The following is a 21,015-nucleotide window of genomic DNA, read 5'->3' as shown; positions in this document are numbered from 1 at the left end:
GTTACGATGACGAGGCCTATGCAGCGCTCGCCAACCGCGGTTTGTTGCGTCGCGCTTACAAAGATTTGGAAACCGCGACGATTAGTATCAGTGTGGAATCAGACGATAAGCTCGTCGTCGCTCTCGGTGAGCAGGAGGTTCAATTCGATCGGCGTGGGCCAACCCATGCCGTTTGCAGTTGCCCAGCCGCCGCTGTCTGCCAACATATTCTGACGGCCGCCATTTGGTTACAACGCGCAAGCGGGGAATCTGTCAATAACGCCCAGGCGGGCGTCATGGAAACGGCGCAATCAAGGGAATACGAAGAATCCGCCAATGCCCTGCATTCGACGTTATTGCAAATGCAGGCGACCGCACTCATCAAGCACGCGGGCAAATCCGGCTATCGCTGGGCTTGGCAGTTTGTTCAAGATCTCGAATTGGAGGCTGACGTACAGCTGCTTCTAGATCGCTACGTGGTCATTAGGTTCGTTAAGCGACGTATCAGCTTTCGTTATCTGGGTGGAGGGGCCGAGGGGCTGATTGCTGATACACAGATTGCCAATATTGAAAAATATCAGGTTGCCGCCGTACTGGCTTATCAACGTGCAAACGGCATCTCGCTCGTCGAACCAGAGCCCTCCCGCAAAAGCCAAAACGAGAAGCTGGATTTTGGCAAAGATCATGCACTTGCCGAGGATGCGGAAACATCGCAGTCACTATCCCGACAGCGCTTGCGCGAAGCCGTGCGGCAATTGTTGACCGAGTGTGTCCAACTGGGGTTGTCGCATCTGTCCTCGTCCGTACTGGAGCGATTCTCGACACTCGCCGTTTGGGCGCAGGCTGCTGATCACTATCGTTTGGCGCGATTGCTACGGCATGTTGCCGATCATGTAGAACAGTTGCTCGCTCGCGCCACGGGTGCGGATGAACAACGTCTATTCGATGATCTGACCTATATATATGGGCTCGTCGAGGCGCTGGACTCGGCTGAACAAAAAGGACTCTCCCCTCAGCGGCTATTGGGTCTAGCGCGCAATCGCTATGACACCTTTAACTCATTGATACTGCTTGGTATCGGTGCGCTGTCTTGGCGTTCAGCCTCCGGTTATCGGGGATTGACCATGCTGTTTTGGTCACCGGAAGAACAATCCTTTTACTCCTGCACTGACGCCAGGCCGGATGCACAGCGCGGCTTTAACCCTCGAGCTCGGTATAAGGCTGCTGGACCATGGCGTGGTCTGAGCGCCCCGGCTGATGCCTGTGGTCGGCAGTTGTTGCTGAACGGCGCCCAAGTCAGCACGAATGGGCGCCTGTCGACAACCGAAACCACCACAGCCGTTGTGCAAACTTTGCCAAACGCCAGACATTTTCTTGACCAATTCTCGACCTGCAGCCGATGGGATGAGTTGAAGGAAAGATTTTCATTGGCAAGACAAAGCTTGCTTGCTGAGCCACAGCCGATGAAGGACTGGGTTGCCCTGAAACCAGACCGCTTCGGTGCTGGGTATTTCGATCCCGTTCGTCAGTTACTCACTTGGCCGCTATATGACCACGACAACACGGAGCTTAGAGCGGAGATCCCTTACTCCGATGACAATCAACACGCGATAGAACGGGTAGAAAGTCTGGCTGATGACACATTGCCTTCCGGCACTGTCCTGATCGCAAAAGTGCGCCGCAGCGGATCGGAGCTAATTGTAGAGCCGCTGAGTCTCATCAACCCTAATAGCGCCAATCCAGTCGATGCTCTCCATTTTGATGAAGCGCCCAAGCTTGGCGTAATGACCAAAACGATACAGCGCTTAAAACGCATTACGACAAAGCGTGGTGAAACCGGGTTGGCGCCAGAACTAATGACATCCTATACCGCTGCGCTTGAGGCCGCGCGCCATGCGCTCCAACGAATGGCGGAACGCGGGGTTACGGAAAGCTCGTCTCGGCAGGTGCTTTCCGAGTTGAGTCGACATCTCGAGAAACTGGCGAATATTGGCTTCATCGAATTCCAGAAGCTGAAAATCGATATCCCTCAAACGGCGGAACGACTAATTCGTAGCCACTATGTATTGCTGCAATACCGCAACCTGCTAGGCGAAGCGCCTTCCGACCCGATGCAGGAACGCGGCGACAGCCCATTTACCGGTTAACAATCCTGGACGCGGCAAGTGCTCTTTTTACTATCATCAAAGAAAGCCAATAAAAACAATGGCTTACAGCGAAAACCCAATAACTCTGAGAATTTTAGTGATTTACCCCATTAACCGTGAGAATTAGGGTAGGTATAATTCTCAGAGAAAACACGTAAGTGATTGATTTTGCGGGGATCGCTAAAAAATGTTTGTTGAGATCCCACAATTTCGGTTAAATTGCGAACAACATAAAAAGTAAATATTACCGGCGGGATTTTTAATCCCTCCGGTAACTAACCGGCGGAAGGCTTCGCTTTGCCTATTCATGGGGAAGGGAAACGACAATGCTGTTTTTGTCGTTATTAAAGGGATTTTTGGCTGAATCATCAGCAGGTCATCCCTCGCAAATCAGTGGTGAAATACCAAAGCGGAATCATAACGAGCTGCCGTTACTAGGGGCTTGGACATGACTCTTGCTATCGCTTTGGCAATAGTCGCTGCCATTCTCTTACTCGCCTCTTTTTTCATCTTCGCCAAACGTCGTTTTGCGCTGGCGATCATCTTCATGGCTGCCGTACTAGGCTCAGTTTTTCTCAGCATCCAGAATTGGCCCAGCCGTTCGGAACGTTTTCTGATGAATTTGCAGAGCCAGTTGCCGATATCAATCGACAGCAATACAACGCTGGTTGCCATAGAAAAAAGCCATTCGCAGCTCCTGTTTACCTTCCAACGATCAGATTTTTCTGCTGCGGAGCTAAAACCCCAACAGTATGCCGATTTGTTGCAACTCGGACTTACTAGCTACGTCTGCCAGTACGCCAAACGACATGAAATCATTGCCACGAACCTACCCGTTCACTTCCGGTATTTGACCAAAGATCGGGTGGTATTGCCGACGCATGAAGTCTTCCTGCGAGCTTGCGATATCAATCCTGAATCAACGGAAGCAGCAGGCAATGAAACAACTCCGCCCAATGGATAAAACTACACATCAGGATTTTCCGATGAACACGGCAACTACGCTCAACTTTTCTGGAATCGGCAAGGTTTTCTCGGCAACCATATTGGCCGTAACATTGACTGCCTGCGGTGGCGGAGGGGGTGGTGGAAGCGAACCGACGCCGCCACCGGTCTCGATTTCCCATCCAGTTCTCGCTGGAGGCATCAAGGGACCACTGGCCAATGCTGATGTGGTGGTCAACCAGCTGGCGCTGAATCAAGCGGGACTAAAGGGCAGCGAGCTGCTCAACACACGAACCGACAGCAAGGCAGTTATTCAGCGGGTTTCGTTGACGGCCCCTTTTGATGAGTTTTATCTGGTGGAGTTTCGCAGCAACGCCAGCACCATCGACCTTTCCACCGGTAAAGCGCCGGTGATGCCAACGCTGACAACCGTTGTCAGCAAGGGTCAGCTGGAATCAGGCACCACCGTATACGCGACACCGATGACCACGCTAGTGTTGCGCGTGGTTGAACAAGCAGTAGCGAAAAATCCCGGTGCCAGTTTTTCGCAATACACTGCTCAGGCAACTCAGTCGGTTATCGCAGAATTGGGGTTTGGTTTTAGCCTCAGTGGTGATTTGTTTTCGCTGCCTGGAATGATCACGGCCGATGCCGATTTACAAACGGCGCTTCAATACCGCAGCAGCAATGAAGCAATCAGCGCATTACTGTTCAGTTTGCGCGACAGCAGCGGTCTGTCGATGGACCAATTGCTCAGCACTTTCGCCAAGGACCTGGTTGATTCACGACTGGACGCGCTGTCTGGTACCGAGACCATTTCCTACGGACAGCTGTCGAATCCCTTAGAGGCAATCAACAATGCAGCGATAGCCTGGTTGCCAATCCCGGAAACCGATCAGGATGGACGGCCGACATCAGTAGACCCGTTTCTTGTTGGCAATACCGCCAATCTAATGGTTCGGGAAATGACCGCAACGGGCATCCAACGCGATGTCAGCGCCATTACTTCCGGCCAACTCCGCTATCAACCGACGCCGCGCGGCGCCGATCTCGATAATGACGGTTACCCTGACGCCGTTGACAATGATGATGACAACGACGGTGTTGATGACGTCAACGACGCGTTTCCGCGTGATGCTGCGGAAGCGCTTGATACCGATGGTGATGGTGTCGGCAACAATGCCGACAACGATGACGACAATGATGGCGTTTCCGACAGCGATGACGCTCTCCCGCTGGATGCAGCAGAATCCGTTGACACGGATGGTGATGGCATTGGTAACAACGCCGATAACGATGATGACAATGACGGTGTTCCGGATCAATCCGATGCATTTCCGCTCGACCGCAATGAAACAACGGATTCGGACAACGATGGTGTAGGCGACAACAGTGATGCTTACCCGACGCAAGCAGAATGCCATCGTATTGGCGATGGTGATGGTGAAAACTGTTATCTGAAAACGCTGGTTACCCAAGGTTATGACAAGCTACTGCATGACCACAACGGCGTCAGCTATTTCCTGAGCAATAGTCGCCAGAAAATCTATCGATTGGCTGCTACCGGTAGTCAGTTCCTGACGCCGATCACGATGGACATGCGTCACGGTAACGTCACTCACTGGGCCTGGTCCAGTAATCACGGCAAACTGTATCTCGGACACGCCAATGGCGCTGTCACCAGCATTCTGGTCCAAACCGAATTGGTCGAGCGCGACTTCAAACAAATGGGCTCTACCATCGTCGGTTTGAAAGAGGCAGGTCGCTATCTTCTCATTCAGTACGGCGACAATTACTGGCCAAGCAACAGTCTGGTTCATGGCAATGGCACCATCACGCAAACCAGCAACTGGAGTTATAACTCGAATCATTATGCGTGGAGTGCCAGCAACAACCGTCTTTATCACTTTGCAGACGGTATAAGCCCCAACGATCTCTATTTCAAAACGATCGATCAGAACAATGGCACATTCGGCGCAAACGGTGAATCGCCCTATCACGGCAGTTACAACATCGTTGGTCCGATCCGCGTTTCTTCCGATGGCAGCAAGATTTTGCTGGGATCGGGCGATTTGTACAGTTCTTCAGGACTGCTGTGGCAGGGCAATATTGGCGGCAGCATTTTCGATGCGGCCTGGAGCTCCTCTGGCGAACTGGTGATTGTCAAACAGCAAAACACCGACACCTTTCTGGTTCGCCGCAATGCTGCGATGAAACAGGTGGAATCCCTGAGCTTTTCCGGTCAACCGCTATCCATCGTTGCACTTGGCGGGCAATACAAACTGATCACCAAAAACGCCAATCGTTTGTTTGTTCACACCTATACACCGAGTAATGATACCGATGGCGATGGCGTTAACAACGAGGAGGATGCCTTCCCCACCGATCCGGCAGCATCGATCGATAGTGATGGCGATGGTTATCCAGACCGCTGGAATGATGCAAAAGGCGCTTCCGATAGCAACAGTGGCCTGACGCTGGATGCCTTTCCGAATGACTCGGCTTGCTGGTTTTCCCAACATGGAATTGATGGCCAGTGCAATTACAGCGCGACGCTGCCGGAGTTCACTCCTGATCAGGTTTTCCAAACAGCAGACGAAACCATTCACCTATACAGCAAAACACATGGAAAGATTTTCCGGTGGTCGCCCGTAACGGAAAGCTACCTGAACCCGTATTCTGTTGGCATTCACGAAGGCATTTTGACCATACGACCGGAACGAGTCAGTTATTCGTCGGCTCATCAGCGTATCTACCTTGGCTACAACAATGGTCAGATTCGTTACCTCGAACTGGATAATCCAGTGCAGGAAAAAGCGTTTGCTGCGACTGCCATGGCAAACACAGGCTTGGCAGCCGCCGGAAACTTCGTCATGGCTTCGGATAACAGCGGCGCCTGGCATACGCACTATGTGTTCAATCAAAACGGAACACTGACCGACAGTGCCGAATGGAATTACTACTCGCCGCATTGGACATGGGATAGCACCAACTCACGGATGTATTTCCTTCGTGCCAACCAGTATCCAAATGATCTGCACTATGAACAAATCAGTCAGAGCAATGGTGAAATTGTTGCCAACGGAGAAACGCCTTACCATGGCGACTATCCGATAACCGGACCAATCCGTGTCAACGCCTCCGGCGCCATCATTGCGCTGGGTTCTGGTCATTTGTACAACGGCAACGGCCTGACTCATTTGCGCGCCTTGAATGTTCCGTTCAAAGACGCCCGCTGGTCATTGAATCAGTTTGTCACAGCGACCATCAACAACAGCAATACCGACATCGCGTTGTGGACCGCCGACGCAGCAAGCAAGAAAGATGTTTTGGTGTACCAAGGGACACCACTCTCGATGTCGATACATAACGACGACATCATTCTAATCACGTCAAGAAACAACAGGCCGGCGTTCGACCGCATCGTGTTGGCCGATCGCGACAGCGATGGCATACCCGGTTGGTGGGAAAGCAAGTTTGGGTTGAGCGACAACAACGCCGGCGACGCGCAGCTCGATCCGGACTCTGATGGCCTGAACAATCTGCAGGAATTCCAGCAACGCACGCTACCGAACAATGCGGACACCGATAGCGACGGTTTGTCAGATGGTGATGAAGTCAATATTCATCAAAGCAATCCATTGGTTGCTGACAGTGATGGTGACGGTTTGACCGACAGTCAGGAAGTCAACATCTATCTGACTTCGCCAATCAATGCTGACAGTGATGGAGATACCTTGAGTGATGGTGCTGAAGTCAATCAGCACCAGACCAATCCACTGCAAGCGGACAGCGACGGTGATGGACTGCGTGACGACTGGGAAGTGGCCAACGGTACCGATCCGAATGTTAATGATGCAGCCACCGATGCCGACGGTGATGGCCTGTCAAACCTTGAAGAACAGGCCGCCGGAACGGATCCAAACGATGCCGACACCGACAAGGACGATCTCAACGACGGTGATGAACTGAACATCCACGGCAGCAATCCGCTCAGTGACGACAGCGATAACGATTACATGACCGACGGCTGGGAGGTCGCCAATAGTCTTTCAGCGACGCAGGCGGCCGACGCCGACACGGATTCGGATGGCGACGGCTTCAGCAATCGAGAAGAATTCTTTGGCAAAACCGATCCGAGTGATGCGGCAGACTTTCCGCGCGCAACGGCCTGGAATACCCATCAGGGTAATGCTTCTCACAATGGTTATGTGCCACTGGAACTGGACAGTACACAGTTCTCGTTGCGCTGGAGCAAACAATTCAGTGATGTTTACGAAGGTAAACAAGTCGCAACGGCCGACGCGTCTATCATTGTTTCGCTGGCAAACGTCAATCGGCTAGTCGTTTTGGACGCGATAGATGGCAATGAGCGGTGGAGTTTCTCGCAGCCAAATCATTGGATAACGCCGCCGGCAACGAGCGGAAATACTGTTTACTTGAGCGCATCGGATGGTGGCAGCCTGCAACTGAAGGGGTTCAGTGTCGCGGACGGATCAAATGTGTTTTCCACAACGCACAACGGATATTTCGGTAGCTACATTGCCCCAACCGTTCACGATGGAAGTGTCTTCCAACCAGCATGGGGAGTTGGGCTTTACCGTTTTGATGCCAGCAATGGTTCCCAGCAATGGGTCAGCAACGTTGAGTCCTATAATTCCCTAGCCGTGGCCGTTGATGACAATTATGTCTATCGCTACGTTTCAGGGAACAGCGATGCGCTCAAAGTGTATAACCGTAGTTCCGGCGCGATTGAGTTCACTATCGCCGATCCGGACTATCAGCATTTTGGCTCGTATGGCCAAGATTCGACGGTACTTGGTCACGATGCGGTTTATGCCATCAACAGTGGCAGAGTGATCAAATTTGATACGAAGACAAGACGTATCGCCTGGTCCGTGGCGGGGTCTCACAGCGGACAGCCAACCGTCGCAAACGAAACGGTCTTTGTCATTGAAAATGGCACTCTGAAAGCGCTGGACATTCGTACGGGCAATGAACTCTGGCGTCATTCCGCAACGGATAGTTACGGAACTTATTACGGCAATATTGTCGCCACACGTAATTTGGTGTTCGTCAGAAATTCCATGGGCGTTAGCGCCATCAACCGACAAACTCATCAGCGTGTATGGACGTATCCGGAAGCTGGGGAGCTGGCGATTAGCAACGAAGGCGCCATCATCATTAGCGGCTACAACGGGAAGATTACGGTTATCGACTACGCTGGTGATCAAGACGGCGATGGCCTGCCTTCCTGGTGGGAGGACCTTTACGGTCTAAATGACCAAGATCCTTCCGATGCCGCGCTCGATGGTGATAGCGATGGTCTGAGCAACCTGCAGGAATTCCAGAATCGCACATCGCCTTTGCTCAGTGATACCGATGCTGACGGTTTAAGTGATGGTGATGAGGTCCTGACGCATCTATCCAATCCGCGCGATCGGGATAGCGACGATGATGGATTGAATGACAGTGACGAGGTGAACGTCCATAACACTTCGCCAATTGACGCCGATAGTGACGATGATGGCCTGAGCGATGGCGTCGAAATCAACGATCACCATACCGATCCATTGAGCGCGGACAGCGACAGTGACGGCATGGAAGATGGTTGGGAAGTCAGCAATGGCTTTGATCCAAATGCCGATGATGCCAGCCTCGATTCAGATGGTGACGGCCTCAGCAATCTCGGTGAACATACGGCCGGCTCAGACCCGCATGTTGCCGACACCGATGGCGATCAGTTGTCGGATGGTGATGAAGTGCACGTGCACGGCAGTAACCCGGTATTGGCCGATACGGATGACGACTTCATCAATGATGGTTGGGAGGTGGCCAATGGCTTTTCACCAACGACGGCGTCCGATGCGACGGAAGACGCAGACAGCGACAGCTTCAATAACAAGGAAGAATATTTCGGAAAAACCGACCCGAACAACAACAGCGATTTTCCGATCGCGACTGCCTGGCAAACGTTCCAGGGGAATGCCAGCCGAACGGGATATTTGCCGTTGACCCTGAATGTCAACCACTTCAACTTGCGTTGGACACGGTCTCAGGTTGGCGAATACGGCGTCGGGCAAGTGGCGACGGACACTGGCCGAATTTTCGTAACGATGCCGCAGTCGAAAAAATTGCTGGCGCTCAATGCCGCTTCCGGACTGGCCGAGTGGGAATATGTCGTGACGGCCGACTCAATCGATGCGCCGGCCACTGGCAACGGCAAGGTGTATTTCCAAACCAGTGGCCATGGCAATTCATTCCTCAGAGCCATCAATGCCAACAACGGCACACTTGCGTACAGCACAGCTTATGGCAACCAGTGGTCAAGCTATCTGTCACCAGCGCTCTATGCCGGCAACGTCTACATGGCAGGCGGTTACTATGGCGGTACCTACGCGTTCAATGCTGAGAACGGAACCCAGCAGTGGTTCAACAGCTCGACCGGCCAGTACGATAACTGGACACCAGCCGTTGATGATCAATATGTGTTCGTGCACACCGGCTACAGCAGCAATAGTCTGAAAGTACTGGACCGCAGCACCGGCACGCTGGCGTTCGAAATCACTGACCCTAATCATAGTTATGGTTGGTCAAGTCATACCACGGCAGTGGTTGGCGTTGATGCCGCGTTCACGATTAACGGTGCCAGACTGGTCAAGCACGATTTGATCAAGCGGCAAATCGCTTGGGCCAGCGCAGAAGGCGTTTCCGGCCAGCCTACGTTGGCAAACGAGATGGTGCTTGTACTGAAGAATGGACGCCTGCAAGCGTTTGATGTGCGCGATGGCAGCGAGCTTTGGAGTTGGGCGCCAAACAGTCAGTATCTGCAAAGCAATATTGTTGCTACGCGTAATCTGGTATTTGTCGGCGACTCCAGCAATACCTACGCCATCGATCGCAGCACTCAGCAACAAGTATGGAGTTATCCGGCAACGGGCTCCATTGCCATCAGCAATGAAGGCGCGATCATCATTACCAATAGCAACGGTACGATTACCGTGATTAACGCCAGCGGTGACGAAGACAGCGACGGACTGCCGGACTGGTGGGAAACCACTTACGGTTTCAACCCGAATGATGCATCGGACGCCAGTAACGATGACGACATGGATGGCTTGACCAACCTGGAAGAGTTTGCCAACCACACTCATCCTACCGATTCCGATTCGGACAACGACGGTCTGTCTGACGGTGAAGAAGTCAACACCCATCAAACCAATCCAAACGATTCAGATTCTGACGATGATGATTTGACGGATGAAGCCGAGGTAAATGCCCATAACACCGACCCGAATAATTATGACTCAGATAGCGATGGCTTCTCGGATGGTCAGGAGGTAAATCAATACCTCACCGATCCAAATGATGCCAATTCGCGACCATCGGCACTGTCCAATTTCGTGCAATCTTTTGAGGGCAACACGCTACCTGCAGGTTGGACGAATGCCCAAGGCAGTCAAAGCAACTGGACGCTGGACACGGTTTACGCCAGCGCAGGCACTAAAAGCCTTCGCTCCGGAGTAATACCCCATAATGGTACCTCTGGCGTAAAGTTTGAAGGCGTATTTGCGCCATCTACTTTGTCGTTCAAATACCGCACGGAAACCGAGAGTTGCTGTGACCGACTGCGTGTATATGTCGATGGGGTTGAGCGAATGACGGCAAGCGGTACCAACAACTGGACACTGTTCACGTTGAACCTGACTGCCGGTGAACACGTCATTGAATGGCGCTATACCAAAGACGGAAGCGTAGTTACAGGTCAAGATGCAGTCTGGCTAGATGAAGTAACGCTAACCAATAATTGATCGTTGAATAAAAGCCCTGTGACCTATCCGTCACAGGGCTTTTTTGACGAAGATAAAATGACACCTCTCACGTAAGGTGTAGAAGCCCAGACCAGATCTGACAGTTACCGGATTTTCAGAATGTGACTGTCAGGTCAAGTTCAAGCGATTAACTTTTCCCGGCAGATGCTTTTGCCATCAATAAATGTTTCCATCGGCGTTCTGCCGCAGCACATTTTGCCTTGATGGGTCCGCTCATGATTGTAAAAGTGCATCCATTCGTCAAGGTCGGCCTGCAGCTCTTCAATCGTTTGGTAAATCTTCTTGCGGAACGCGACCTGATAGAACTCCTGCAAAATGGTTTTATGGAAGCGTTCGCAAATACCATTGGTTTGCGGTGATGCGGCCTTGGTGCGAGTGTGTTCGATATCGTTCATCGCCAGGTAAAGTTGATAGTCATGCTGCTCTACCTTGCCGCAATACTCCGTTCCGCGGTCGGTTAGAATACGCAACACCGGCACTTGATGGCCACTGAAGAACGGCAATACCTGGTCATTCAGCAGGTCTGCTGAAGTCAGTGGGGTTTTCGTGGTGTACAGCTTGGCGAACGCCACTTTGGCATAGGTATCGACGTAAGTTTGTTGGTAAATCCGGCCAACACCTTTCATCGTGCCAACGTAAAACGTATCTTGAGAACCCAGATATCCCGGGTGCGCCGTTTCGATTTCACCGCAAGCGATGTCGTCATCCCGCTTGCGCTCCAGCGCCTGAACCTGGGATTCGGTCAGCACCACACCGGTGGCCGCGACATGCGCCTCCAAGGATTTTAGACGGTCTTTGAAGTTGGCTAGCTTATGGCGCAACCAAATTGAACGAACGCCCGAAGGGCTGACAATAATGGCGCGTTTACGCAGTTCGTTGCTGACTCGCACCTGGCCATGTGCAGGCTGCTCAATGGCGTAGTCCTTTACGGCTTGCTCTACGACATCATCGACACGATTCTTGAAGTTTGGTCGACGACGATCCTTCTGCAGCAAAGCCTCGACACCTCCTTGTTCCTTGGCTTCCTGATAGCGATAAAACGTATCGCGTGACACGCCCATGATTTTGCAGGCTTGTGCCACATTGCCGAGTTCAGCGGCCAAGTTCAGCAGGCCAAGCTTGTGTTTGACGATAGGTTGATTTAAAACTGACATACGGGGTTACTCCTTTTGGGTTAAATGTTTGGTCGCACATTCATCTAACCCGGTAACCCCGTTCTATTCAAGTCGAGTGTCAGATCAAGTCAAAACTTCTACACGTAAGAGGTGTGTCAAGGCCGGATCGACTTGGCGTCCAAACCAAACTTGGCCAAATACTGCCGCACCCTGTGACTATCGTTGGAAGACGTTTTCTGAAGGCGACTACAGTTAAACAACATTCTTCCTGCCTCGGAAAGTGAAGAACATTGCTGACAAATGGCAAGCACTTGCGCCAACTGTAGTTGATCAAAAAGATCCATCGTTTTCAGGACTTCATCATCAAGATAATCCCCGAGATTGGGTAAGCGAGAGGTTCTCGTCACATCCCGCCAATTTGCTTTTAACTGTCTTATCTCAGCGTCTACGAGTGCTTCGTTTATTCGTCCGCCATCGGCTAGCGTTGCCATGCGTTGAATCGAGGCATTCAAGTCGCGAAAGTTTCCAGTCCACTCGGCTTCGCTGGAAAGGGCAAATTTCAGGTAGCGTTCACGGGCAAGTTTGTTGAAACTAATCTTGTGATTGTTCTCCGCTTCCAACTGCTGTAACTCGTAATCGATGTTGGGTTCGATGTCTTCGCGGCGATCTTTCAGGCCGGGCAGCGCGTAGCTCCATAAATTGATACGTGCCAACAAGTCATCACGGAAGTGTCCACTTTTCACTTCCAAACGGAGATCCTTGTTGGTGCCGGCGATCAACTGAAAGTCGCTGTGAACCGCACTATCGGCGCCAACCGGGAAGAAGTTTTTCTCCTCAATCGCATGCAGCAACATTGCTTGCTCATCGAGGCCAAGCTCGCCAATCTCATCGAGAAAAAGCAGGCCTTTATCGGCTTTCGCCAACAAGCCTTTGCGCGCTTGATGAGCGCCGGTAAATGCACCGCGAACATGGCCAAACAACGTCGACATGGCATTGTCGCCGCGCAGAGTGGCGCAGTTGACGGCGACGAACTCACCTTTGACTTGCTGTCGCCTGTGCTTTAGTTGATAGATGCGTTTGGCCAGCTGTGATTTGCCGGCACCGGTCGGGCCGGTTAAAAGCAGCGGCGCTTTCGAGCGAATGACTACCCGCTCGATTTCCTGAATCATTTCATTGAACGCGGCGTTGCGCGTTTCGATGCCGGATTTCAGGAACGCTTCGCCTTCCAAATTCTGACGCTGAAAGCGTGAACTGATGGCATCGTAGCGCGACAAATCCAGATCAATAAATTGAATGCTAGCGTTGCCATGCTCTGGCATTTTCTTCGGTGAGCTTTGCAGCAGTTGCGCCGGAACGTAATTCGCCTCGCACAACAAAAACCAGCAGATCTGCGCGACGTGGGTGCCGGTGGTGATATGGAGAAAATACTGTTCGTTGTCGGTATCGAACCGATAACCAAGACTGAAATCCAGCAGCTTGCTGTACACCTCTTCGAAGTCCCAAGGGTCGACAAACTCAACGGCGTGCAACACCACTTCGGTATGGGGAGAAACGCTGGCGATATCGGTGGCCACTTCCTTTGCCAGCTTCACATCACCGGGCTGATGCAACAGTTCGAATCGGGCGACGGGAAAGTCTGCCTGCATGCAAACGCTGACCGAGGGCCGCCAGGCATCCCAGCGCTTGTAGCCCTTGCCACGGTTATCGAGCACTGAGCCGACAATACCTATTACGACGTTCAAGGCCATATCGAAACCGATAATTATCTATCAATAACGATATTTTCAACCAGGCCGACACCGCTTGGCAATCATCGAATCGATAAGAGCGGATAAAAATAACTTCAGTAAAAACAAAGAGATAAGAAATTCTTCACGTTAGATGAACGGAGTGGCACGCAACTTGGAATACCTAAGCTGAACAACAAACGCCGCCTCAGCGGTCCTGGTTCAGTTCAGCCAGGCTGGCACCCGCCCTTTGGGTCAGGGTGTACCGATGCGGAAAGCGCTGTTCAAACGCTTGCTAGCTCAGCGGGTAGAGCAATCGACGGTTAATCGATGTGTCGCAGGTTCGAATCCTGCACAAGCTCCATAAGTTAGGCCTGTCACGCCTATTTTGAAAAGTGAAGTATCGGGCGCAAGCCCAAGCGGTGTGAATGCGAAACCCGAGCGTGCTCGGCAACGCCAGTAGCACCAAACCGGCGAGTTGTGTCGATGGCTCCATCGCGAACCGGCTCCGGGTCGTCACGACGGTTTCAAGGAAACCACCCATGGAGGGGTAACGTTGTGACCACCTGGTGTTCGATTTAATGATGCGGCTATCGACCCCTTGCCGGACTCAACCAAATAAGGAAGAAAAAAATGTTGTCGATAAAACAATGGAAAATCGCGGATAACGAACGCGGTTTGCTATTCAAAGATAAGCAGTTTCAACGGGTATTGGCGCCAGGTCGTCATCGTTTATTGGATGTTGGAAACCGGCTCAGCGTCGACGTCGTAGCGCTTGGCCAAGGCGAGGTGCAACATGCTCAGCTTGATGTGCTGATCAAGCTGCCTGCCTTCATTGAGCACGTCGATGTCCAGCAAATGGCCAACCAACAAGTTGGCTTGGTTTACTGTGACAATCGTTTAGTGCGTTTGTTGGAGCCAGGTGAACGCGCCGTATTCTGGAAGCAGCCGTTCACGATTCAGGTTCAAACTCATGACATCAATGACGGATACCGAATTGACGACAAGTTGCTGTCAGACGTGTTGCGTCAGGGCATAAGCCTCGGCAAAAAAGGAGACCGCTTGCTGATGGCCGTCGTGCCAGAGCAATCGGTTGGCTTGCTTTATGAAAACGGTCGTCTGCAGCAAACACTGTCTGCCGGTCGGCACGCGTTCTGGCAATTGAACCGCCAATTGCAGGTGCAAATTTATGACCTGCGTTTGCAGAACGTCGAGATCTCCGGTCAGGAAATTCTGACCAAAGATCGGGTATCGTTGCGGATTAACTTGAACGCTGGTTTTCGCATTGCCGACCCGGAAGTGGTCGCGAAAAAGCTGAAACAGCCAGATGATCACGTTTATCGCCGTTTGCAGTTGGCCTTGCGTGAGGCGGTCGGCACTCGTTCTCTGGACGAATTGCTGGCCGACAAAAATCTGATTTCGCGGGTCATTGCCAAGGAGTGCACGGACGCCTTGGCACAGTACGGTATCGTGCTGGAGCAGGTCGGTGTCAAAGACATCATCCTGCCGGGTGAAATGAAAGACATCTTGAACCAGGTGGTGCAGGCGCAAAAAGCCGCTGAAGCCAACTTGATCAAGCGTCGCGAGGAAACCGCGGCAACGCGGTCTTTGCATAACACCGCCAAGATGATGGAAGGCAACGCCGTATTGTTGCGTTTGAAAGAGCTGGAAACGCTGGAAAAAGTTTCCGAACGCATCGGTCAATTGAACGTCTACGGCGGTCTCGACTCACTGATGAACGGACTGGTGCAAATCGGTTCTAAATAACAAAGCCGCCGGCAGTTGTCGGCGGCCTTTCAATCAAGAGATCAATGATCATGGAATTTCAATTACTGGAAACCGAAAACGGTAAACCCATCAAAATGTGGACTAACGGTGTGCCGGTTGAAGACGACGCCAAAAAGCAATTGCTGAACACTGCAAAAATGCCGTTTATCTACAAGCATCTGGCGGTAATGCCGGATGTGCATCTGGGTAAAGGTTCGACGATTGGTAGTGTGATCCCGACCAAAGGGGCGATCATTCCGGCCGCGGTTGGTGTGGATATCGGTTGCGGAATGATGGCGGCGCGCACTTCATTGCGAGCAGAAGATCTGCCGGATAATCTGCGTGAACTGCGTTCGGCGATTGAGCGCGCCGTGCCGCATGGCCGTACCCCGGGAAAGCGTGACCAGGGTTCCTGGGAAAATGCGCCGACCACGGTAGATACCATGTGGGCGCAATTGTTGCCGGGTTTCGAACGCATCACCGAAAAATATCCGCGACTGAAAAACACCAACAACTACAAGCATCTCGGAACGCTGGGAACTGGTAACCATTTTATCGAAGTCTGTCTTGATGAAGCGGGATTCGTCTGGTTCATGTTGCATTCCGGATCGCGTGGGGTGGGTAACGCCATTGGTAACTTGTTTATCGAACTGGCCCAGCAGGATATGCGTCAGCACATTGCGAACTTGCCAGACCGCGACCTCGCCTACTTTGAAGAAGGTAGCGAGCATTTCGATGATTACGTTGAAGCGGTTGGTTGGGCCCAGGACTATGCCCGGCGTAACCGCGCGGTGATGATGGAAAACGTTATCGCGGTAGCACGGAAAGTGATTCGCAAGCCGTTTACCGTTGAGGCGCAAGCAGTCAACTGTCACCACAACTATGTGCAGAAAGAAACGCATTTCGGCGCCGAAGTATTGGTGACGCGTAAAGGAGCCGTGTCAGCGAAAAAAGGTGAGCTAGGGATTATTCCTGGTTCGATGGGTGCGAAAAGCTACATCGTCCGTGGCCTTGGCAATCCTGAGTCGTTTCATTCCTGCTCGCATGGCGCAGGGCGGGTCATGAGCCGGACGGCGGCGAAGAAAAAATTCACCGTGGCCGATCAGATCCAAGCGACCGCCCACGTCGAGTGCCGAAAAGACCCTGATGTGATCGACGAGATCCCAATGGCTTACAAAGACATCGATGCGGTGATGGAAGCGCAACGTGAGCTGGTGGAAGTGGTGCATACACTGCGGCAAGTGGTTTGTGTAAAGGGGTAAAAAAAGCGCACCGAAAGGTGCGCTTTTTACTTGACCACGTTGCAGTGAGAACATGTTTAGCGGGTCGGCATTTCAAACCGAGTTTGTGTTGATTAATTCTGCGTTCCAGAGCGCGCTCGAATCTGCGAGATTTCGTTTTGCTCAATGCCCAACGACTCCAGAAAAGCCTGATGCGCTTCCGGCAAGCTTGCTTCAAAATTTCGATGCCATTGCCACATGTCTTGATCGCTCAAACCAAGCGCACGGAACATTTCGGTCCAGCTTTCTTTGCTCAACACTTTGCCGCCGGAAACCAGATCCGGTTGACCGAGCAGATGCAGCAGTACGCGCTGCTGGTTTTGCAGCGCGCTGATTTGCTGGTTGTTGGTCAGGAATTGTTTTTCCAGTGCGGTCGTCAACACGCTCGGCGTTGCCAGTATGCTTTTGATTTCCGCTAATCCCAGCCCGGCGTTGCGCAAGCGGCAGATATGCTGCAATCGCTGCGCATCCGCAACGGTATACAGCCGATAGCCCGCGTCAGTATGCGCGCTTGGCTGCAGCAGACCGATACGGTCGTAGTAGAGCAGTGTGCTACGCGACAGGCCGACGTGTTTGGCGAGTGCGCTGATGGTCAGCGGGAATCGGTTGGCGTCAGGTAGTGATTCAGTAGCGTTTGCCATGTTTGCATCATGTCCTGCCAGTATTTTTCATCGTATTTCACCAGCGCTTTACGGCCTGCATCGTTGACCGCGTAAAACTGGTAGACGACATGCAATTCGGTTTCGTTGTGGGTGGCCGGCAACACCGTCAGTTGCAAATCAACGAGTACGCCATCCGGCTGCCAGCGCACAAAACGAATATAGCGGTTTTGCTCGAATGCTACCGTGTACCAAACGGTTTCCTGATCGGCGGGGCCGGTGGCAAAAAGGCAACGCGCTTCGGCATAGCCGGAACGGGAATGAACGATGCGCGCCTGCCAGTCCGGAATCCACTCGCTTTCGCGCACCGGGCACAGCAACGGAAAAATCATTTCGGGTGGCGCACCGAAGCGATGCAGATGGCTGTACAGACGCTGTGCGGCAATGGCCACTTTCGCTGTGTTCATGATGACTCCTGTTGGTTCGGTGGAGTCATCCAGCTTCAGCTATGAACCGATGAACGGGTCAATCTCGACGTTGCAGTAATGGTAAGAAGTCCCGCACATCGGCGATGCAGGTGATTGCGCGTAGCGTAGACCGCTGGAGCCAGGAAGTGCGGACCTGGTTCGCGCGCGCGGTCAACAGCAGTCAGTGCAATCTCCGATGCGACCAAGCGAGTCTCGGGCGCGGCCAGCGGTGGCGGCAATGTTCACGGCCTCCATGATCCATGCACATTGTTCGGGTAGGCTGATCGCCCAATGTACGGCTACGTATCAAGGCCCATGACCTTACGCTTCCTTTTCTTATCGTTGCTGGCGCTTAGCTGGTCGCTGACCGGGCTTGCCGCCAGTGAGCCGCAGCTGACCGATCACCTGCGCTCCAAGCTGGTCGCTGCCGAAACGGCTGCCCAGCCGGGTCGCACTCTCGATATCGGTTTGCTGTTCGAGCATGACGAGCACTGGCATACCTATTGGGTCAATCCCGGCGATTCCGGTTTGAAGACCGAAGTCGAGTTGACGCTGCCGGAAGGGGTCAGCGCCAGCGGTATCCAGTGGCCGGCGCCGCAACGTTTTCTGCTCGGCGAGCTCGTTAATTTCGGTTATGACGGCCGCACACTGTTGCCGATGCAACTGACCATTTCGGCGGATTACGCCGCATCGACGCTGCCCATCGCGGTTAGCGCCCGTTGGCTGATCTGCGAGCATGAATGCATTCCGGGTAAGGCCGATTACCGGTTCGAGCTGCCGGTCGCCAACTCCGCCGAACCGGATTCGCGTTGGGCAGAGGATTTTGCCAAGGCCAGAGCCAGACAGCCGCAAAGCATGGATATTGCCGCCAACATCAGCGAACAAGCTGGCAACACCCTGCAAATGACGCTGAATGGTGCCGATCTACCGGAAAACCTGTCCGACTGGACGCTGTTCCCGGTCGCCGAAGAATTGATCGCCTATGGCCCGCTGCCGCACTGGCAGCCGGCAGGGCAGGGCTGGCAAACGGCGCTGACCCGCAGCGATTACTACCAGCGCCTGCCCGAGACCAGTGACTGGTTGCTGGTTCAGGGCGATCGGGCGCTGCGCTTTACCGCCACGGCCAGTTCAGCGGAAGCGGCAAACGCTATCGGCGCCTCCCAAGCTGTAGCGGTGACTGACGAAAGTAAGCCCACACTTTTTCTGGCGCTTGGCCTGGCGTTGCTCGGCGGCCTGATCCTGAATCTGATGCCCTGCGTGTTCCCGGTACTGTCCCTGAAAGCGATGGCGGCGGTGCGCTCGGCCGACAACCGAGCAGCGCTGCGCCACCACGGTCTTTGGTATACGGCCGGCGTGGTCGTCAGTTTTGTCGCCGTCGCCGGTTTGTTGCTGGTGCTGCGCGCCGGCGGTGAGCAACTCGGCTGGGGCTTTCAAATGCAGTCGCCGTGGTTTGTGGCGCTGATGGCCTTGCTGCTGTTTGCGCTCGGTCTGAGCTTTTCCGGCGTGTGGGAATTTGGCGGCCGGTTTGCCGGCGTCGGCCAGGGTTTGACCGAGGGTCATGGTGCCAAACCGGCGTTTTTCACCGGCGTGTTGGCCGTCGTCGTCGCCAGCCCGTGCACGGCACCGTTCATGGGCACCGCCCTGGGCTTTGCCATCAGCCAGCCACCGGTGTGGGCGCTCAGTGTTTTCGTCGCGCTCGGCTTGGGCTTGGCGTTGCCAATGTTGCTGCTCGGTTTTGTGCCGGCGTTGGCCCGACTGTTGCCCAAACCTGGCGCCTGGATGACCCGGTTCCGGCAGGTGCTGGCTTTTCCGTTGTACCTGACTGTGGTCTGGCTGCTGTGGGTATATGGCGAACAGACCTCGGCGCTCTCAATGGCTTGGCTGTTGGCCGCACTGACAGCACTGGCATTCGGGCTCTGGCTTTGGAACCAGCGCCACATGATGCAAAGTTCCGGCAGCAAACGCTTTAGCGCGGCGCTGTCGCTGCTGGCTTTGATCGGCGCCGTGGCGTTACCGCTTTCCTCGGCAGAGCAAGCGGTGCCAGCCGCGCAACCGAGCAATCAGGCCTGGAGTGCCGAAAGGCTAAGCGAGCTGACCGCCCGTGGCGAGCCGGTACTGGTCAATATGACGGCCGCCTGGTGTCTGACGTGTCTCGCCAATGAGCGGGTCGCGCTCCGTGATGAGTTGGTGCAGTCCTTAATCGCCGAGCGAGGCATTCACTATTTAAAAGGTGACTGGACCCGCTATGACGCCGACATCACCCAGTATCTGGAACAGTTCGGTCGCAACGGCGTGCCGCTCTATGTCTATTACCCGCGCGGCGGCGGTGAACCACAAGTGCTGCCGCAACTGCTGACCCCCGATTTGTTGTTAACGACGCTGGCCGAAGGCGGGCAACCGCCGAAACCGGCGCCATAGTTTGTTCTGACCCCGAGTAACCTCAACCACACGCCAAGGAGTTCACCAATGAAAACTGTATTGACCACCATCGCGTTGACCGCCGCCAGTCTGTTCGCCGTGGCGGAGGCCAGTGTTGTCGGCCAACCGGCCCCGGCTTTTACGTTGACTGACAGTAACGGCAAAAGCCATAACCTGGCTGACTTCAAAGGCAAAACCGTCGTGCTCGAGTGGACCAATCACGACTGCCCGTTCGTCAAAAAACATTACGGCGCCAACAACATGCAAACGCAGCAAGCCGAGGCAACCAGCAAAGAAGTGGTTTGGTTAACCATTAATTCCTCGGCTCCGGGCAAACAAGGCCATGTCGATGGCGCCGCCGCCAATGAAGTGCGCAGCAAAGTCGGCGCCAAACAAACCGCTTACCTGCTCGACCCGAAAGGCGATACCGGCCGTGCTTATGGCGCCAAAACCACGCCGCATATGTACATCATCGACGCCAATGGCGTGCTGCGTTACAACGGCGCCATCGACAGCATTTCGAGTGCTGATCAGGCCGATATTCCAAAAGCTACCCAGTACGTCAGCCAGGGTTTGGCGGAATTGTCGGCCGGCAAAAACCTGAGCGTTACCACCAGCAAACCTTATGGTTGTGCGGTGAAGTACTGAGTTATCTGAAAAGCGCACCACCCCTAGCCCCTCCTTGGCAGGAGGGGGATCAAAACACACCCACCGCCGGATTGATTTGCGGTATTGGTTA

Annotated in this window: 11 protein-coding genes and 1 tRNA gene; 8 read left to right on the top strand and 4 right to left on the bottom strand. The window is 53.5% G+C overall.

Annotated elements, in window-relative coordinates:
- The first annotated feature begins 275 nt into the window (after nt 1-275).
- The 3 genes from E2H98_RS09405 (at nt 276) to E2H98_RS09395 (ending at nt 10,882) form a co-directional block, all read left to right on the top strand.
- The gene (locus E2H98_RS09405) at nt 276-2,126 is read left to right on the top strand and encodes a hypothetical protein (protein WP_157591324.1); all 1,851 of its coding nucleotides are present in this window, start codon (nt 276-278) and stop codon (nt 2,124-2,126) included.
- Between the two features lie 448 nt (nt 2,127-2,574).
- Nucleotides 2,575-3,090 carry a hypothetical protein gene (locus tag E2H98_RS09400; protein WP_133593947.1) on the top strand — a complete coding sequence of 172 codons (516 nt, stop codon included), beginning with the start codon at nt 2,575-2,577 and terminating at the stop codon, nt 3,088-3,090.
- Nucleotides 3,065-10,882, top strand: a complete 7,818-nt coding sequence (locus E2H98_RS09395) for an outer membrane protein assembly factor BamB family protein (RefSeq protein ID WP_162848234.1) — start codon at nt 3,065-3,067, stop codon at nt 10,880-10,882. Before E2H98_RS09400 ends, E2H98_RS09395 begins: the two co-directional genes overlap by 26 nt.
- Nucleotides 10,883-11,022: 140 nt before the next feature.
- Here E2H98_RS09395 and E2H98_RS09390 read toward each other — a convergent pair whose 3' ends face one another.
- Both E2H98_RS09390 and rtcR read right to left on the bottom strand, forming a co-directional pair.
- Entirely contained in the window at nt 11,023-12,057 is a 1,035-nt protein-coding gene (locus tag E2H98_RS09390) for an IS481 family transposase (RefSeq protein ID WP_133594000.1), read from the bottom strand.
- 116 nt (nt 12,058-12,173) lie between these two features.
- Complete coding sequence (rtcR, locus tag E2H98_RS09385) at nt 12,174-13,766, bottom strand: RNA repair transcriptional activator RtcR (protein WP_133593959.1); 1,593 nt, start codon at nt 13,764-13,766, stop codon at nt 12,174-12,176.
- A gap of 269 nt (nt 13,767-14,035) precedes the next feature.
- On the opposite strand from rtcR, the gene E2H98_RS09380 reads away from it, so the two are divergent.
- From E2H98_RS09380 to E2H98_RS09370, 3 genes are all read left to right on the top strand, one after another.
- Nucleotides 14,036-14,109 (top strand) — tRNA-Asn (locus E2H98_RS09380).
- A 269-nt stretch (nt 14,110-14,378) separates the two neighbouring features.
- Nucleotides 14,379-15,512 carry a slipin family protein gene (locus tag E2H98_RS09375; protein WP_133593961.1) on the top strand — a complete coding sequence of 378 codons (1,134 nt, stop codon included), beginning with the start codon at nt 14,379-14,381 and terminating at the stop codon, nt 15,510-15,512.
- 50 nt (nt 15,513-15,562) lie between these two features.
- Entirely contained in the window at nt 15,563-16,774 is a 1,212-nt protein-coding gene (locus E2H98_RS09370; protein ID WP_133593963.1) for an RtcB family protein, read from the top strand.
- Nucleotides 16,775-16,866: 92 nt separating this feature from the next.
- Here E2H98_RS09370 and E2H98_RS19465 read toward each other — a convergent pair whose 3' ends face one another.
- Together E2H98_RS19465 and E2H98_RS09360 are read right to left on the bottom strand one after the other, a co-directional pair.
- Nucleotides 16,867-17,433, bottom strand: a complete 567-nt coding sequence (locus E2H98_RS19465) for a MerR family transcriptional regulator (RefSeq protein ID WP_133593965.1) — start codon at nt 17,431-17,433, stop codon at nt 16,867-16,869.
- Entirely contained in the window at nt 17,385-17,858 is a 474-nt protein-coding gene (locus tag E2H98_RS09360; protein WP_133593967.1) for a hypothetical protein, read from the bottom strand. Before E2H98_RS09360 ends, E2H98_RS19465 begins: the two co-directional genes overlap by 49 nt.
- A gap of 315 nt (nt 17,859-18,173) precedes the next feature.
- Between E2H98_RS09360 and E2H98_RS09355 the strand changes: the two genes are divergently transcribed.
- Together E2H98_RS09355 and E2H98_RS09350 are read left to right on the top strand one after the other, a co-directional pair.
- Nucleotides 18,174-20,276, top strand: coding sequence for a protein-disulfide reductase DsbD family protein (locus tag E2H98_RS09355; protein WP_162848235.1), 2,103 nt, complete (start codon nt 18,174-18,176; stop codon nt 20,274-20,276).
- A gap of 48 nt (nt 20,277-20,324) precedes the next feature.
- Nucleotides 20,325-20,924 carry a redoxin domain-containing protein gene (locus E2H98_RS09350; protein ID WP_133593971.1) on the top strand — a complete coding sequence of 200 codons (600 nt, stop codon included), beginning with the start codon at nt 20,325-20,327 and terminating at the stop codon, nt 20,922-20,924.
- The last annotated feature ends 91 nt before the right edge of the window (nt 20,925-21,015 follow it).

Origin of the sequence: Permianibacter aggregans (assembly GCF_009756665.1) — a bacterium.
Lineage (GTDB): Bacteria > Pseudomonadota > Gammaproteobacteria > Enterobacterales > Permianibacteraceae > Permianibacter > Permianibacter aggregans.
Note: the sequence above shows the minus strand (reverse complement) of the source record. Positions and strands in the feature narration are given on the sequence as shown.